Genomic DNA, 17,277 nt, shown 5'->3' on the forward strand with positions numbered 1-17,277 from the left:
TCACGGCGGTGGTGTCCCGCCCCGGCAGAACCCCAGCATAGGCAGGGCCACGGAGCGGGCACCCCCACGAGCGCCGCGTCATCCCGACCGCACCGCCCAGGCCCGGCTGGTGACCCACTCGGCCCGCGTCACGGCAGCCGTCCGCGCCGCCTCACCCGCCCCGTCCGGCACATGGACCTTGGCATCCGGGTGCAGAGGCAGCACCCGCACGCGCAGCGCCGCGCCCGCCGGCAGCCGGCCGATCTCCCAGACCCGCCCCGTGAAGAACTGGTCGGCGACCAGCGTGTCTCCCACGTACGCCCGCCCCACGTCCCCGGTCCAGTCCAGCCGCAGTAGGGACCCCTCCGGGAGATCCTCCGGCACGTCGACGCCGTACTCGGCGGCCACCGTGTCGAAGTACTTGTCCGCAGGCACGCTCGCCCGCGCCGGCCCACCGGTCGACGGCTCGGGCGCCGGACCGGCGGGCCGGACGAGGGTGAGGCGCGCCTCAGGAGCCGCACTGCCGCCGGTCACGAGGCTGTAGCGGGTGAAGATCCCGTCCGCCTCGCCGGCCACCGGCACCCCGTCCACCGTCAACGCCCGCTCCGGCGCGGGCAGCACGGCGAACGACGACCGTACGGCCGTGCTGTGCACCCGCACCTCGTCGCCGCCGTCGAACACGACCCCGTCCGCGCACAGCACCAGCCGCTCGGCGCCCCATGCCTGACCCCGGTAGACGGTACGAGCCGTCGCCGCGTCCAGCACCAGCAGACCCACCCGCTCACCGTCCGCCGTGTCCACCTCGACCAGCGCGTCGGTCCCGGGCCGCAGCCCGGCCACCAGGATCCGGCCGTCGATCTCGGTCACGTCCCCGGACGGCGCGCCCACGGACCGCACCGTGCCCGCGTCCAGGGCGACTTCGGGCGCGATGCCGTCGGTGGCGGCGAGCACCAGGACCGTACGCCCGTCCAGGGCGACCGTGCACACCGGCTGCGCGGTCGCCCACTCCAGCCGCAACCCCGCGACGTCCAGCCGCAGCGGCCAGCAGAAGTAGGCTCCGGCGGGCACCGTCACGGGAGAGCTGGGCAGTGTCAACGCGCCTGCGAAGCGCGGGAGTTCGCCAGGAATCTCCCCAGGAATCTCGCCCGGATACTCGGCCCGGAACTCGACCGTGAAAGAGGTGTCCGGACGGTCGGGCAGCGGCTCGTGCGGCTGGTGGTTGTTGACGAAGAGGAAGCCCGAAGCGCCGTCCGTGCGGACGGCCCAGCGCAGGGTGTCCCGATCGTGCTGGACCTGCGGCCGCACCTCCGGCAGTACGGACTCCATCGGTGCGACGAGATGGCCGAACTCCGCCAACAGCAGGTGCTGAAGGCGCAGTTCGTCGTACGAGGGCCGGTACTGGCCGTACTCGCCGAGCGGGGCCTGGAAGTCGTACGTCAGGACGGGCAGGTCGTTGGGGTAGCCGGTGGCGTGGGACTCCTGGAGCGGGGAGAGCTCCCCGGCCGGATTCGTGCCGCCGTGGAACATGTAGTAGCCCTGCCACACCGAGCCGCAGCCGATCTTGGTGAGGCCGAGCGCGCCGATGTCGGCGGCGTCGAGGCGCGGCCGCCGGTGGTAGGCCACCGCCATGCCGCCGCCCAACTCGCAGGTGGCCCAGGGGAATCGGTCCGCGAGGGCGTCCGGGGCACCGCCCCGGACGGTGGTCGGGCGCAGGTCGGCGCCGATGCCCTCGTCGTCGCGCTGGTGGGTGAAGAAGAAGTGCTTGCGACAGGTGTCGGGCCAGCCGCCGTCCGCCTCGGTCCAGAACGCCTCGGGGTAGCCGCCGTACAGCGGGAACAGTTCGTCGCCCGGGAGCTGGACACCGCCCCACGCGGTCGATGTCCACAGGGGCGCGCTCAGTCCGGCCTCCTGGGCCATCCGCTTCAACGTCAGCAGATGGCCGGGCTGGTCGTACAGCTCGTTCTCGATCTGGATCGCGATGACCGGGCCGCCGTGGGCGCGGTCGAGGCCGCCCAGCTGCTCGGCGATGGCCACGAACCAGTCGCGTACGGGCTCCAGATACGCCGGGTCGTCGGTGCGGGGCGTGCAGTCGCGGGCCAGCAGCCAGTCGGGCAGGCCTCCGTTGCGTACCTCCGCGTGGGACCAGGGGCCGATGCGGGGGATGAAGTCCAGGCCGTGGCGGGCGCACAGCTCGGCGAAGCGGCGCAGGTCGAGGTCGCCGTCGAAGCGGACGCGGCCCTCGACCTCCTCGTGGTGGATCCAGATGAGGTAGCCGGCGACGGCGGTCACGCCGCCCGCCTTCATCTTCAGCAGTTCCTCCTCCCACTCCGCGGCCGGGTAGCGGGAGTAGTGGAACTCGCCGGAGACCGGGAACCAGGGGCGGCCCCCGCGGGTGAGCCAGCTGCTCGTCACGGCGATCGGGTCGGGGGCGTTCGGCGTGTCGGCGAAGGGCAGGTGGCCGGCGACCGGGGGAGCGGGGTGCGTGGTGAGGTGCAGCCGGTGCGGGCGGGGCATCAGTCGGTCTCCGGGCCGAGGTCGGCGGTGTCGGTGAGCTGGGCGCGGGTGCCGGTGGTGGCGTGCAGTTCCAGGAGGACCAGGTCGTTGGTGCCGGCGCGCAGGATCGGCGCGGGGACGTAGAGCGTGTGCTGTGGGCCGCGGTTCCAGTAGCGGCCGAGGTGGAAGCCGTTGACCCAGGCCTGGCCCTTGGTCCAGCCGGGCAGGGCGAGGAAGGCGTCGGCCGGGGACTCGACGTCGAAGCTGCCGTGGTGGAAGGCCGGTCCGGTGGCCGTGGTCGCGTCGGACGGCTCGAACGGCACCGCGTCCAGGGTGTCGAAGGGCAGTGGGCGGCAGTCCCAGCCGTGCAGGGGGGTGCCGTTGAAGGTGACGGGGCCGAGGAGGCCCTTGGGGGCGCCGATGCGGGGGCCGTAGTTGACGCCGCCCATGTTCTCGACGAGGACGTCCAGCGTGGCCCCGGGCCGCGGGACGCGGACGGGCAGGGTCTCGTCGTGGCGTTCGCGTTCCAGTACGCCGACGGGGGTGCCGTCGATGAAGACCTGGGCGCGGTCGCCGACCCCGCCCGCGAAGTGCAGCAGGCCGTCGCCCACCGCTTCCACGGTCGTGCGGTAGAGGGCGTAACCGGCGTGCAGGCCCAGGTCGTTCATCGTCGCCGGATCCTCGGTGCGGACCGGCTTGGCGAGAGTGTCCGCGTGGGGGACGAGCGGGGCCCGACGATCCAACTCCACTGTGATGGCCGGGAGTTTGGGCGCCGGGGCGGGGACGGGCTCGTCGGGGACCGGGGCGTGGCGGGCGATGACCTCACGGAAGGCGTGGTACTTGGGGCCGGGGTCGCCGCACTCGGTGAGCGCGGCGTCGTAGTCGTAGGAGGTGACGGTGGGTTCGTAGGCGTGCTTATGGTTGGCGCCGTTGGTGAAGCCGAAGTTGGTGCCCCCGTGGAACATGTAGATGTTGACCGAGGCGCCCGCGGACAGCAGACGGTCCAGGTCGGCGGCGGCGTCGGCGGCGTCCCGCACATGGTGGGGGCCGCCCCAGTGGTCGAACCAGCCGATCCAGAACTCCGCGCACATCAGGGGCCCCTCTGGCTGGTGGGCCCGCAGCGCCGCCAGATGCCGGTCGACCCGGCTGCCGAAGGTGGCCGTCGCCAGCACGCCGGGCAGAGCGCCGGCCGCCAGATGCTCGGCGTTGGCCTGGTCGCAGGTGAAGAGCAGCTCCTCGACGCCCCTGGCCCGGAAGGCCGCTTCGAGGTGCTTCAGATACGCGGTGTCGTCGCCGTAGGCGCCGTACTCGTTCTCCACCTGGACGGCGATCACCGGGCCGCCCGCCGCGGCCATGTACGGCATCAGCGGGGGCAGCAGGACGTCGAGGTAGCGGTCGATCACCTCGGTGAAGCGCGGGTCGCTGGAGCGCAGCCGGATGTCGGGGTCGGCGATGAGCCAGGACGGCAGGCCGCCGTCGTCCCACTCGGCGCAGATGAACGGCCCCGGGCGGAGCAGGACGTGCAGGCCCTCGTCGCGGGCCAGGCTCAGATAGCGGGGCAGGTCGAGGAACCCGTCGAGGACGAGCGGTCCGTCGGGGTCGGGCTGATGCAGGTTCCACGGCACATACGTCTCCACCGTGTTGAGCCCCATCAGCCGGGCCTTGCGCAGCCGGTCGGCCCACTGGTCGGGATGGACCCGGAAATAGTGCATCGCGCCGGAGATGATCCGGAACGGCTCGCCATGCAGGAGGAAACCGTCGGGAGACGTCGTCAGAGCGGACATGCGGAAGCTTCCCTTCGCTAGGAAGTACGCGGCGGATCGGAGTGCGTTCGGGTGCTGCGGATCAGCCAGAGCGTGGCGGCCAGGCACAGGGCCGAGGCGCCGGACAGCAGAAGCGGGACCGTACGGATCCCCGACCACTCGATGGCCTTGCCCAGCGCCGGACCCGCCACCACGCCGCCGACCATGGAGGCGGCGATGACCAGCGCTCCCGCTCTGCGCGCCCGCGGGGCGGCCCGGTGGAGCCAGGGGAGCCCGGTCGGGAAGATCGGGGCGATGAACAGGCCGACACCTGCGTACGCGTACGGGGCCGCCGCCGGGAGCGTGGCGAGCAGCAGGCAGACCGTCATGCCCGCGCACGAGACCGTGATGATGGCCTGGGCCGAGAAGCGCAGGGCGATCGGGGCGACCAGAAATCGGCCGACGGTCATCATCAGCCAGTACACGGACGTGGCCGTGGCGGCGAATCCGGCTCCGTAGCCGACGGTCTCCAGGTGGGTCGGCTCCCATCCGCCGACGCCGGCCTCGATACCGACGTGCAGCACGTACAGGGCGACGAACACGGCGAGTACGGAGCCGAGACTGCGGACGAGGACCTGGCCGCCGTACGGGTCGCCGCCCGTCTCGGACGGCCCCGGCGCCCGGTCGCGTACGCCGCGCAGGCACAGCAGGAGCGGCAGGTTGGCCAGCGCGAAGCCGAGGAAGACCGCGGGGTAGTGCGCCGCGCCGACGACGCCGATCAGCGCCGGGCCGAGGATCGCGCCGATGCCGAAGTGGGCGTGGAGGATGTTCAGCATGGCGGTCGAGCGGTGTCCGAAGCCGACGGCGAACAGCTGGTTGAGGCCGTAGTCGATCCCGCCGAAGCCGAGCCCGGCGAGCAGGGCCATGGCCAGGGCAACCGGCCAGTTCGGCGCGAGCGCGAAGCCGGCCGCACCGACGGCCATCAGCAGATACGAGGCGCCGAGGATGCGCCGGTTGCCGATCCGGCCGTAGAGCCGGTCGAAGAGGAGCACACCGGCCACCCCACCGACGAAGTGCGCGCTCAGCCCGAGTCCGGCGGCCGACGGGGACAGCCCGAACTCCGCGCGGAAGGCGGGGATCGCCGGGCCGTACAGCGCCTGCAGGACGCCGATGAGCATGAAGCCGACACAGGAGGCGACCACGGCGGCGGGGCTGAAGACCCGTGGGTGCGGGGGCGCCGACGTCACTGTCATGGGCTGGATGTTACCGGTAACATCGCGGCCCACGTCAAGATCTGGAGTGAGTACGGGGTGCCCATGGAGATGCGTCGGCCGAGCCCCCCAAGGGGCGCGGGGAACTGCGCGACCAGCCCACGACGACCCGCAGCCTGGATCCGACCGTCGCACCCCGAAGCATTTGGACTGTCAGTACAGACTCGATTTGGACTGTCAGTACAGATGCTGGATGTGTAGTCTAGAACCTGCCCCGGTGAAACGAATCACCGATGCCGGACGGGAGTGGGCGATGACGGCCGAAGAACCCTTGCAAGCCGAGCGGGACGCCATCGTCACCGCCCTGAGACCGGTCGTCGACGGCCTCGCGGCCACGTTCGGCCCGATGTGCGAGGTGGTCCTGCATGACTACCGGCAGCCGGACCAGTCCGTGGTGGCCGTGGCCGGCTCGGTGACCGGCCGCACCGTAGGCGGGGCGATGAGCGAGATCGGCATGCGGATCGTCGCGCGCGGCGACGGGGCGGGCGACGAGCTGAACTACGTCACCCGGACCCGCAACGGCCGACTGGTCAAGGCGTCCACCATGGTCCTGCGGGACTCGACGGGCACCGTGTTCGGCGCCCTGTGCGTCAACCTGGACGTCACCGCCGTGAACGACGCCCACGCGCTGCTCGGCGCCCTCGCCGGCGTCGGCTCTCCCGGAAGCAGCGGCAGCGCCGACGTGCCGGTCACCACCTTCGGCAACGACATCGACTCCGTCGTCGACGCCATCCTCGACGCCCACCAGCTCCGGCAGAACGGGAGTTGGGCCGGGCTCGACCGCGCCCAGCGCCTGGAGCTGTTCCGCGGCCTCGACGAGCGGGGAGTGTTCGCCGTGCGGCGCGCGATCGAGCAGGTCGCGGGACGGCTGGGCATCTCCCGCGCGTCCGCCTACAGCTATCTGTCGCAGGCGCGCGCCGAGGCCGGGGCCGCGACGGACCGGGCCGCGACCGACACGACACCCCCTGGAGGACACGCGTGACGACCACCACCCCACCGGTCACCCTCGACGACGTCCGCGATGCCGCCGCGCGGCTCAAGGGCGTCGCGCACCGCACCCCGGTGCTGCGCTCGCGCACGCTCGACGCCCTCGTCGGTGCCGAGGTCTTCCTCAAGTGCGAGAACTTCCAGCGCGTGGGTGCCTTCAAGTTCCGCGGCGCCTACAACGCGGCCTCCCGTCTCACACCGGAGCAGCTCGCTCGCGGCATCGCCGCCTACTCGTCCGGGAACCACGCCCAGGCCGTCGCCCTGGCCGCCCGCGAACTCGGCACCACCGCGGTCATCGTCATGCCCGAGGACGCCCCACCGTCGAAGCGGGCCGCCACCTACGGCTACGGCGCCGAGATCGTCACGTACGACCGCTACACCGGCGACCGTGTCGCGATCGCCCAGGCTCTGGCCGCCGAGCGCGGCTTGACTGTCATCCCGCCGTACGAGCACCCGCACATCATGGCGGGCCAGGGCACCGCTGCCCTCGAACTCATCGAAGAGGTGGGGGAGTTGGGGGCGATGCTGACGCCGGTCGGCGGGGGCGGACTCATCGCCGGGAGTTCCACGGTGGCAAAAGGCCTGCACCCGGGCATCCGGATGATCGGCGTGGAGCCGGAGGCCGGCGACGACACCAAGCGATCCCTGGAGGCGGGGCGGCGCGTCACTATCCCGGTGCCGCACACCATCGCCGACGGTCAGGCCCTGCACACGCCGGGCGAGCTCACCTTCTCCGTCAACCGGCGGCTCGTCGACGAGATCGCGCTGGTCAGCGACGACGAGATCCGGGACGCGATGCGCTTCGCCTTCGAACGCCTGAAGATCGTCGTCGAGCCGAGCGGCGCCACTCCGCTGGCCGCCCTGCTCAACGGCCGGGCGGGCACCCTGCCGCGCCGGGTCGGCGTGATCATCTCCGGCGGCAACGTGGACGCCGAGCGCTTCGCCGAGCTCTGCGGGGGCCGGGGTTGAGCGGGAGCGGGGCCTGAGCGGGAGCCGGTCTCAGGAGGCGCTGAATCTCGGAACCGGGGTGGAGCGGGGCCTCCCACGGGCCTCCCCCGAATGGCGGCCCCGGATGGACCGGCGGACGATGGAGTGGTACGGACCGGCCGTCGACGGCGGTGCAAGGGCCGCCCGGGACTCGGTCCGTCCCTGGTCGCGGCGGACCGCGGCCGGAAGGGAGCGCGTCATGTTGGAAGTGAAGCCGCTCGACAAGCCGGACGAGCGACGTGATTTCCCCCGGGGCCACCTCGAAGCCGTCCATATGACGGATCTCGATTTCGCCGTGGCGACCTTCGAGCCCGGCTGGCGCTGGACCGAGTCCGTGGCCTCGATCGCGGGCACCGACACCTGCCAGATGCACCACAACTGCTACATGGTCCAAGGCCGTTTGCACATCGTCATGGACGAAGGCGGCGAGACCGAGGTCGGCCCCGGCGACGTCTTCGTCTGCTCGCCCGGTCACGACGCCTGGGTCGTGGGCGACGAGCAGGTCGTGGTCTACGACTTCCAGGGACAGACCGCGAGGGAGTACGCGAAGTCGAAGTAGCACCCGCCCGGACCGGTCGGCTCGCACCGGCTCGCGACGGTTTCTCACCGACCACCGACCACCGACCGCCGGCCGCCGCCCTGGCACCTCACACCGTGACGACGACCTTCGCGCGCGCGTGCTCCACCTCCACGTACCGGATCGCCTCGGCCGCTTCGCTCAGCGGATACGTACGCTCGACCACCGGGGCGATCTTCCCGGACTCGGCGAGTTCACGCAGCGCCGCGAGGTTCGCCCTGCTCTGCCTGGCCGGGAGTTCGAGCAGCCGCTGACGGGAGAAGGGTGCCGCCAGCCGCCTCCTGAAGAAGAGCCCCATCGGTCCGACGACGCTGCCGCCCTCGTACACGCCGCCGCCGGACAGCACGAGCGTGCCGGCGGGAGTGAGGGCGCGCCGGAACCCGGCCAGCGAGTGGTTGCCCACCAGGTCCAGCACGACGTCGTACCGCCGGCCGCCCCGGGTGAAGTCCTCCACCTTGTAGTCGATGACGTGGTCCGCGCCGAGGGAGCGGACCAGGTCGACGTTCCGCGTGCCGCAGACCGCGGCCACCTCCGCGCCGTAGACCTTGGCGAGCTGTACGGCGAACGTGCCCACGCCCCCCGAGGCGCCGTTGACCAGGACCGTCTGGCCGCGCTGCACCCGGGCCACGTCGCGCAGTCCGATGAGGGCGGTGTTCCCCGCCAGGGGTATCGCGGCCGCCTGCTCGAAGGTCAGGTTGGCCGGTTTCGGGCCCACCATGCTGTCCTTGGCGCACACGAACTCCGCGAACGCGCCGTCGGCCTCACCGAACACCTCGTCGCCGGGCTCGAATCCCGTGACCCCGCTGCCCACCGCTTCCACCCGGCCGGCGAAGTCCCGGCCCCGGATCCTCGCCTTGGGCCTCGCGAGGCCGAACGCCAGCCGGGCGATCTTCGGGTCGCCGTGCATCAGGTGCCAGTCGTACGCGTTGACCGAGGCCGCGTGCACCCGCACCAGCACCTCGTCGACGGCCGGCACCGGGGCGTCGGTCTCCCCGAACTCCAACTGGTCCGCCGAGCCGTACCGGTCCTGAACCACTGCCTTCATCGGATCCCCCTCCGTCTCCGGCGAGCGTACGGAACGCGCTCGGAACCGGATATCGGGGACGACCCCTGATTTTCACCAGGGTCGACCCCGGCCCCCCGCCCTGAGAAGTCCGATCGGTTTCGCGGGTCCTTGATCACACCGGCAGCAGGCGCGCCACCAGCGCGCTGAGCTGCCGGGCGGTGCGGCACTCGTGCATCTCGACCAGCTCGGCGTAGGCGGGCGCGGCGGAGTCGCCGGTGCCCCAGCGGGAACGCTGCTCCGGGTTCAACCAGTAGACGCGGCGCGCCCGTTCGGCGATCCGCCGTACGGCCGGCAGGTTCGGGTCGCTCATGTTGGTACGGGCGTCGCCGAGGACGAACACCGTCGTGCGCGGGCCGACCGTGTCGGCGTAGCGCTCGGCGAACTCGCCCAGCGCCATGCCGTAGTCGCTGCTGCCGTGATAGCCGGTGAGCGCGGCCTCCGCCTCGATGCGGGCACTGAGCCCCTCCGGGTCCGCGGTGCCGCGTTCCAGCAGCCCGGTCACCTCGTCGATCCGGTTGACGAAGGCGAAGACCCGCACCTTGCTGAACTGATCGTGCAGCGCCTGCACCAGCAGCATCGTGAAATCCGAGAACCCGGACACCGAGCCCGACACATCGCACAGCAACACCAGTTCGGGGCGGACGGGACGGCGGCGGCGCAGCACCGGCTTCATGGGCACGCCGCCCGTCGACAGCGACCCGCGCAGGGTGCGCCGTAGATCGATCGAGCCCCGGGAGGCGCGGCGACGCCGGGCGGCGAGCCGGGTCGCGAGCTTGCGGGCCAGCGGAGACACGGCCCTGCGCAGCTCGGCCAGTTGAGCCTTTCCGGCGAACAGGAAGTCGACCCGGTCGGCGGTCGGAGCCACCGCCCGCCGGGCGATCTCGTCCCGGCCCCGCCGCTCGGCCACCCGGCGCCGCGCCTCCGCGGCCACCAGCGCCCGGAACGCCTCGATGCGCTGCCGGATCTCGTCCTCCAGCAACCGGTCGGTGAACCCCGAACTGCCGCCCTGTCCACGGACGTTGTCGCGGACGCGGGCGAACAGGGTCTGCGGGCGCAGCCGTTCGAGCGTCTGGTACGACGACCAGCCGTCCGACTCCGGCGAGGATCCGTATCCCCCGAAACCGTCGACCGCCTCGACCGCCAGCCGCGCCATCATCGCCCGGTCGTCGGAGGTCAGGGCGTCCGTCAGCCGGTCGCGCAGGTCCTCCCGTCCCGCGCTCCGCTGCTCCGGGCCGCCCACTCCGCGCGGGAAGTAGAGGTCGAAGACCGGGTCGAACACCGGCCGTTGGCCGTTGCCGTGCAGTAGCGTCGCCGCCAGCCCTTCGCGCAGCAGCTCCCGGTCCGCGAAGCCGAGCGCCTCGACCGCCCGCGCCGCGTCCACCGTCTCGCCGGTGCCGATCCGCATGCCGTGCGCGCGCAGCGCCGCGACGAAGGACGTCAACCGCTCGGCGACGCCCGCGTCCACACCCGCGCGGGTGGTCACAGGGCGTCCAGGTCCAGCTTGGCGGACGCCTTGAGGACGTCGTCCTGGTGCTTGAGGAGGACGCCGAGGCTGGCCTGCACGACCGACTCGTCCAGGGTGTCGGCGCCCAGCGCGAGCAGGGTGCGCGCCCAGTCGATGGTCTCGGCGACCGACGGCACCTTGCGCAGGTCCATCGCCCGCAGCGCGCCCACGACCCGCACCACCGAGCGGGCCAGCGCCTCGTCGAGGGCCGGCACCTTCAGCCGTACGATGCGGCGCTCCAACTCCTCGTCCGGGAAGCCGATGTGGAGGAAGAGGCAGCGGCGGCGCAGGGCCTCGGACAGCTCCCGGCTCGCGTTGGAGGTGAGGACGACGAACGGGCGGCGCGTGGCGGTGATGGTGCCCAGTTCCGGGACGGTGACCTGGAAGTCGCTCAGTACCTCCAGGAGCAGGCCCTCCACCTCGACGTCCGCCTTGTCGGTCTCGTCGATCAGCAGCACCTTGGGGTCGTCGCCGCGGATCGCCGTCAGCAGCGGCCGGGTGAGCAGGAACTCCTCGCTGAAGATGTCCGTGCGCGTCGCGTCCCACGTCTCGTCGCGGCCCGCGCTGATCCGCAGGAGCTGCTTGGCGTGGTTCCACTCGTACAGCGCCCGGGACTCGTCGACCCCCTCGTAGCACTGCAGGCGGACGAGCCGCGCCCCGGCGACCTCGGCGACCGCCTTGGCGAGCTCCGTCTTGCCGACCCCGGCCGGGCCCTCCACCAGGAGCGGCTTGCCGAGGCGGTCGGCGAGGAAGACGGTCGTGGCGACCGCGGGCGAGGCGAGATAGCCGGTCTCGGCCAGACGTGCGGAGACGTCGTCGACGGAAGTGAACAACGGGGCCTCCAGCTCGGCGGGTGGTGTCTTTCCGGTCCGTCCGGGCTCCTATCTAAGCGCTTGTTCAGCAGATCTGTCACCCATGAGCCGCGGCGCTCGCGGTGGATACCGATCGGTTTCCCCTTGGGTGGGCGCGCGGTGGCGTCACCGGTGACGGAAAGGGACGGCCGCCGCAGCAGCCGCCCCCGCCGTGCCGATCATGCTCAGCCCGTCACCACGACCGCCCCGACCGCCGGAGTCCGCAGCATTCGCCGCGCCGTGGTCAGGCTCGTGCCCAGCGTCACCGCCGCGGCGATCGCGACCACCGCGAGTCCGGTGCCGTAGACCTCGCCCGGGAGTACCCCGTCGGTGCGGACCACGGTGAACGGGATGATCCCGGCCAGGGCGGCCAGCAGGCCGAAGAGGACTCCGGTGACGGTCAGGATCAGCGTCTCGGCGCCCACCGTCCCGAGCACCTGACCCGGGGTCGCCCCGGCCAGGCGCTGCTGGCCGAACTCCCGGACGCGGTAACTCGTCGCCGCGTACAGCGAGTTGACGAGCATCACGCAGACGAAGACCACGATGATGCCGACGACCGTGAAGTTGAGCGTCTCGAGGTTCTTGGCGTCGATCGACTTCGTCAGACCCGAGGCCGCCACGGCGTCGCTCTCCACCGCCTGCATGGTGAGCGTGGCGGTCGCCACCGCCGTGAAAAGGATCAGCGACATCAGGATCCCGGCCAGATGACCGGCCCGCTGCCGCAGATTCCGTACCGCCAGCCAACCGCTCGCCCCGGTCAACGGCAGCCGGTCCAGTACGCCCTCCAGCAGCCGCGGCGCCATCAGCGCGAAGCCCACCGACAGCAGGATCGCCCCATAGGCCGGCGGCGCCATCAGGGCCGCGTCCGACGCCGAGAACACGAAGGTGGAGGAGACCGACGCGGCACCGGTGAGCAGCGCGGCGTACGCGAGGAACCTCCGTGCTCCGCCCCGCCGTTCCCGCCCCCGCGTCGCCCGCCGTACGGCGAGGAAGGCGGCGCCCGCCGACGCGAGCAGCGTGATGTCGATGCCCGTCATGAACGCGATCGGGCCGAAGGAGTGGTCGACGGACCCGGCGACCTGGCCGCTGTCCTGGAACACCTCCAGCAGCGCCCGACCGCCCAGCATCGCCGGGCCGATCGCCAGGGCCGCGCCCGCCAGGGCCACGACCACGGCCTCGCCCACCACCATCCGCTTGAGCTGCGCAGGAGTCGCCCCCGAGCAGCGCAGCAGCTCCAACTCGGCCGCGCGCTGACGGACGTTGACCGTCAGGGCCGAGGCGACGGCGAAGAACACCAGCAGCGTGCCGTAACCGCCGACGATGCCCGCCGCGGTGGACAGCGTCTCCGCGCTGGTCGAGTCCACGCCGTCCTGCGCCGCCGTGTCGTGCATCGAGTTGAACGTCATGATGATCGCCGCGCCCAGGAACGCGGACAGCAGTGTCGCGAGGAACCGCCCGGGGCGGTGCCGTATCGACCGTATGGCCAGCATGAACATCGCTCAGACCTCCATCGCCACAGCGTCGCTGTCGCCCAGGTGCGCGAGACGTTCGGCCACCGCGTCCGCCGTCGGGGCGTCCATCCGGCCCGCCAGCCTGCCGTCCGCCAGGAAGAGCACCGAGTCCGCGTAGGAGGCGGCGACCGGGTCGTGGGTCACCATCACCACGGTCCGGCCGTGCACCCGCACCGCCTGCTGGAGCAGCCGCAGCACATCGCGGGCGCTGCGCGTGTCCAGGGCGCCCGTCGGCTCGTCCGCGAAGATCACCCGAGGCTCGGTCACCAGCGCCCGGGCGATGGCGACACGCTGCCGCTGGCCGCCGGACAGTTGGCCGGGGCGGTGCCCGAGCCGGTCGCCGAGGCCGACGGACGTCAGCACTTCCCTGGCCCGCTCGCGGTCGACGCGCTGTCCGGCGAGCTTGAGCGGCAGCACCGTGTTCTGCGCGACCGTCAGCGTCTCCAGCAGGTTGTACTGCTGGAACACGAACCCGATCCGCCCGCGCCGGAACTTCGTCAGTTCGGCCTCGCCGCCACCGGTCAGCTCGGTACCGTCCACGCACACGATGCCGCTGTCGGGCCGGTCGAGACCGGCCGCGCAGTGCAGCAGTGTGCTCTTGCCGGAACCCGACGGCCCCATCACCGCGGTGAACGTGCCCCGCCCCAGACCGAGGGTGACCCCGTCCAGAGCGGTCACGGCACTGTCCTGCGCACCGTAGGTCTTCGTGACCTTGACCAGCCGGAGTGCCTCGGCGGCGGGTCCCTTGTCGTGCGTACGTCGCGAGCCTGTCCGAAACATCGTCGTCACTCCCCGTCCGGCACTCCCTGTGCCCTGCCGAAGAAGCTACGGAGACGGTGACTCGACCACATGGGGCGCAGGACCCGTAATGCCAGGTGTACTTGGCGACACCCCCGGCCGCGTCGGCGCGGCGGCAGCCAGTGCCGCAGCGCTTTGAACGGTTTCAATCACACGCTCGACGACTGAGTGTTTCTGGTGGAATCTGCACAGAACTTGTCCTGCTGACGCCATGGACTCCCGTCACTTCTGCCACTAGCTTCAACCGTCGATCGATCTGAATCGTTCCAACTCCGAGCAGCCGAAGGGACTACGGCATGAACGACGGAGTCGACAGCACGAAGGGCAAAGGGGTGCGTCGAAGGACGGTGCTCACCACGGCACTCGGCGCAGCGCCGGTGGCGATGGCGGGCGGGATCGTCGGCGGCGGCCCCGCATCGGCCGCACCGGCCGCGCACCGCACCGCGGTCGAGGGCCTGACGGTCGAGCACAGAACGAACCCGCTCGGCGTGGACGCCACCCACCCGCGGTTCGGCTGGCGCATGGCGTCACCGGTGCGTGGTCGCCGGCAGTCGGCGTACCGGATCCTGGTCGCGACCGCACCCGACCGCCTGACCCCCGCCCGGGCGGACGTCTGGAACAGCGGACGCGTCACCTCACCCGCCTCGGTCGCCGTGCGCTACGACGGCCCCGCCCTGCACGCCTCCACCCGCTACCACTGGACGGTGACGGTCTGGGACGAGACCCGCCGCGCCGTCCCCGCCGCCCCGACCGCCCACTTCGAGACCGGCCTGCTCAGCAGCGACGGCATCGCCGGCTGGGACGGCGCCCGGTGGATCACCATGGCGGGCAAGCAGCCCCACACACCCGGCGCGCCGCTCCTGCGCCACCAGGCCCGCCTGACAGGGCGTCAAGTGCGCGCCGCCCGGCTCTACATCTCCGCCCTCGGTGTGTACGAGGCCCATGTCAACGGCCACCGCGTCGCCGTACCGCAGGGCGACGGCACCACCCATGAACTCCTGGCCCCCGGCTGGACCAACTACGACAGCACCGTCAACTACTTCACCTACGACGTCACGGACCTGGTCGCGGGCGAGCGGCACAAAGGGCACGTCACCCTCGCCGCCGTGCTCGGCAACGGCTGGTACAACGGCCGGATCTCCGAGAACAGCGCCTACTACTCCGCCGACGGCAACCCCCTGGCCCTCAAGGCAAAGCTCCTCGTCCGGTACGCCGACGGATCCGAGCAGACGATCGTCACCGCACCGGGCGACGACTGGAAGGCCACGGACACCGGCCCCTACCGCGCCGACGACATCTACGACGGCCAGACCTACGACGCCCGCGAGGAACTCCCCGGCTGGACGGCGGGCGGCTTCGACGCCTCCGGTTGGGCGGCCGTGACCGAGCACGCCTTCGGTTCCAGGTTCCCCGACGCGAAGCTGGTCGCCTACCCCGGCGAGAGCGCCCGTCTGATGCCCGAATGGGATCGCCTGCCGCGCTCCATCACCGTCCACACCGGAGTCACCGGCCAGGACGGCAGCCCCAACGGCAAGGGCCGTGTCGTCGTCGACCCCGCCCGCACGGTCACCGACCCGGACTCGGCGGCCACCGCCGCCGTGACCCTGCACCCCGGCGACACGGCCGTGATCGACCTCGGCCAGAACATGGTCGGCGTGCCCCGCTACACCCTGCGCGGCCCGGCGGGCGCCCAAGTCGCCTTCAAACCCGGCGAGATGCTCAACGACGACAGCGCGGGAGCCGACGGCCCCGTCGGCTCGGTGTACCGCGCCAACCTCCGCACCGCCAAGGCCACCAGCACGTACGTCCTCAAGGGCGACCCCGACGGCGAGACCCACGAGGACTCGCTGACCTTCTACGGCTTCCGCTACGTCTCCGTCACCACGACCGAGACCGTCACCCTCACCCGCTTCACCGGCCGGGTCGCGACCTCCGCCCTCCGCGACATCGGCACGGTCACGACCGACGACACCGACGTCAACCAGCTGATCAGCAACGTCCGTTGGGGCCAGCGCGGCAACTACCTGTGGGTCCCCACCGACTGCCCCCAGCGCGACGAGCGCTGCGGCTGGACCGGAGACACCCAGCTCTTCTCCAACACCGGCCTCTACAACGCCGACGCGGTCAATTTCCTCAGCCACTTCCAGGACACCCTGATCGACTCGCAGCGCACCTACGGCGCGGACGGCGCCCAGTTCACCTGGATAGCCCCCGGCGCCCGCTACAACCAGCCGATACCGGCGAGCGGTTGGGCCGACTGCGGTGTGGTCGTCCCCTGGACGATCTGGCAGATGTCCGGCGACACCACCGTCATCGACCGCAGCTGGGCCGCGATGACGAAGTACCTGGACTGGATCCGGCAGCGCACCGGCGACGCCTACGCCGGACAGGGCGCGATCTTCGGCGACTGGCTGGCCTTCCAGGACACCAGCACCCAGCTCATCAGCGACGTCTACTACGGCTACAGCGCCCGGCTGATGGCCGACATGGCCGCTGCCACGGGCCGTACCGCCGGGGCCCGTACCTACGAGGAGCTCTTCGCCCGCGTCAAGCGGGCCTTCGTCGCCAAGTACCTGGTCACCGACCCCACCACCGGCGAGGTCACCGTGCGCTCCAGCCTGGGCGAGGCACCCCCGTGGATCGGCGGCACGCCCGAGGACAACAGCCAGACGGCGCTGCTCTGGGTCCTCAAGCTCCGCCTCTACGACACCGAGGCCCAGCGCCGCCGCCTCGTCGAGCTGCTCGCCGAGAACATCGGCAACGACGCGGCGTACAAGGAGGCCCATCCCGACAGCACCCGAGTGAGGTACGCCGAGAACACCCTCTCCGTGGGCTTCCTCGGCGTGAACGTCCTCGCCCCCGTCCTCACCGACGAGGGCCGCGTCGACCTGGCGTACCGGCTGCTGCACCAGGACGCCATGCCGTCCTGGCTCTACTCGGTGCGCAACGGCGCCACCACCATCTGGGAGCGCTGGAACTCGTACTCCAAGGAGGACGGGTTCGGCCCGGTCGACATGAACTCGTTCAACCATTACTCCTACGGCGCGATCATGGAGTGGATGTACGAGAGCATGGCGGGCATCACCAAGGACCCGGCGCACCCGGGCTTCCAGCACTTCTTCCTGCGCCCCCACCTCGACCCCACCGGGCGGGTCACCCGGGTCGCCGGCTCGCATCTCTCGCCGTACGGCGAGATCGTCAGCGAGTGGCGGACGGCGGCCCGGAAGCTCACCTACCGGGCCGCGGTCCCCGCGAACAGTACGGCGACTCTGCGCATCCCCACCGCGGACCCGGACACGGTGCGTGAGGGCCGGACACCCCTGTCCCGGGTGCCCGGCGTCGACGACCTGGGCTTCGAGGGCGGGGTCGCGAGCTACCGGCTGCCTTCCGGCCGCTACCAGGTGACCGCCGCCCTCGGCTGACCTGCGGGCCTCGGCCGACCTGCGGCCCCTCTGCTGACCTGCGGTCCCTCGTGTGGCCTCGTGTGACGGAGCCGGTGCGGGGAACTCGG

General features: G+C 71.7%; 12 protein-coding genes. 4 read left to right on the forward strand and 8 right to left on the reverse strand.

The annotated features are described in order from the left end of the window. Positions 1-78 precede the first annotated feature (78 nt). The 3 genes from ABIE67_RS42880 to ABIE67_RS42890 are packed head-to-tail and all read right to left on the reverse strand — an operon-like array spanning position 79 to position 5,467. The gene (locus ABIE67_RS42880; protein ID WP_370266970.1) at positions 79-2,493 is read right to left on the reverse strand and encodes a beta-galactosidase; all 2,415 of its coding nucleotides are present in this window, start codon (positions 2,491-2,493) and stop codon (positions 79-81) included. Beyond that, on the reverse strand, positions 2,493-4,256 hold the full coding sequence (locus tag ABIE67_RS42885; protein WP_370266971.1) for a beta-galactosidase: 1,764 nt from the start codon (positions 4,254-4,256) through the stop codon (positions 2,493-2,495). Before ABIE67_RS42885 ends, ABIE67_RS42880 begins: the two co-directional genes overlap by 1 nt. 17 nt (positions 4,257-4,273) lie before the next feature. Continuing rightward, positions 4,274-5,467, reverse strand: coding sequence for a sugar MFS transporter (locus tag ABIE67_RS42890; RefSeq protein WP_370266972.1), 1,194 nt, complete (start codon positions 5,465-5,467; stop codon positions 4,274-4,276). Positions 5,468-5,738: 271 nt separating this feature from the next. Here ABIE67_RS42890 and ABIE67_RS42895 point away from each other — a divergent pair, with 271 nt between their 5' ends. The 3 genes from ABIE67_RS42895 (at position 5,739) to ABIE67_RS42905 (ending at position 8,018) form a co-directional block, all read left to right on the forward strand. Beyond that, positions 5,739-6,467 carry a transcriptional regulator gene (locus ABIE67_RS42895; protein ID WP_370269488.1) on the forward strand — a complete coding sequence of 243 codons (729 nt, stop codon included), beginning with the start codon at positions 5,739-5,741 and terminating at the stop codon, positions 6,465-6,467. Next, positions 6,464-7,441, forward strand: coding sequence for a threo-3-hydroxy-L-aspartate ammonia-lyase (locus ABIE67_RS42900; RefSeq protein ID WP_370266973.1), 978 nt, complete (start codon positions 6,464-6,466; stop codon positions 7,439-7,441). Before ABIE67_RS42895 ends, ABIE67_RS42900 begins: the two co-directional genes overlap by 4 nt. A 217-nt stretch (positions 7,442-7,658) precedes the next feature. Further along, entirely contained in the window at positions 7,659-8,018 is a 360-nt protein-coding gene (locus ABIE67_RS42905) for a cupin domain-containing protein (protein WP_370266974.1), read from the forward strand. Positions 8,019-8,106: 88 nt separating this feature from the next. Here ABIE67_RS42905 and ABIE67_RS42910 read toward each other — a convergent pair whose 3' ends face one another. From ABIE67_RS42910 to ABIE67_RS42930, 5 genes are all read right to left on the reverse strand, one after another. Next, positions 8,107-9,081, reverse strand: a complete 975-nt coding sequence (locus ABIE67_RS42910; protein ID WP_370266975.1) for an NAD(P)-dependent alcohol dehydrogenase — start codon at positions 9,079-9,081, stop codon at positions 8,107-8,109. A gap of 133 nt (positions 9,082-9,214) precedes the next feature. Further along, positions 9,215-10,507: a VWA domain-containing protein gene (locus tag ABIE67_RS42915; protein ID WP_370269493.1), complete on the reverse strand. Its 1,293-nt coding sequence runs from the start codon at positions 10,505-10,507 to the stop codon at positions 9,215-9,217. Between the two features lie 74 nt (positions 10,508-10,581). Further along, positions 10,582-11,439 carry an AAA family ATPase gene (locus tag ABIE67_RS42920; RefSeq protein WP_370266976.1) on the reverse strand — a complete coding sequence of 286 codons (858 nt, stop codon included), beginning with the start codon at positions 11,437-11,439 and terminating at the stop codon, positions 10,582-10,584. A gap of 203 nt (positions 11,440-11,642) precedes the next feature. Then, positions 11,643-12,953, reverse strand: coding sequence for an FtsX-like permease family protein (locus ABIE67_RS42925; protein ID WP_370266977.1), 1,311 nt, complete (start codon positions 12,951-12,953; stop codon positions 11,643-11,645). 3 nt (positions 12,954-12,956) lie between these two features. After that, entirely contained in the window at positions 12,957-13,748 is a 792-nt protein-coding gene (locus ABIE67_RS42930) for an ABC transporter ATP-binding protein (protein ID WP_370266978.1), read from the reverse strand. 314 nt (positions 13,749-14,062) lie between these two features. On the opposite strand from ABIE67_RS42930, the gene ABIE67_RS42935 reads away from it, so the two are divergent. Then, a complete protein-coding gene (locus ABIE67_RS42935; RefSeq protein WP_370266979.1) occupies positions 14,063-17,188 on the forward strand; it encodes a family 78 glycoside hydrolase catalytic domain in 3,126 nt (1,041 codons plus the stop codon). The last annotated feature ends 89 nt before the right edge of the window (positions 17,189-17,277 follow it).

This window comes from Streptomyces sp. V4I8, from assembly GCF_041261225.1.
Taxonomy (GTDB): Bacteria; Actinomycetota; Actinomycetes; order Streptomycetales; family Streptomycetaceae; genus Streptomyces.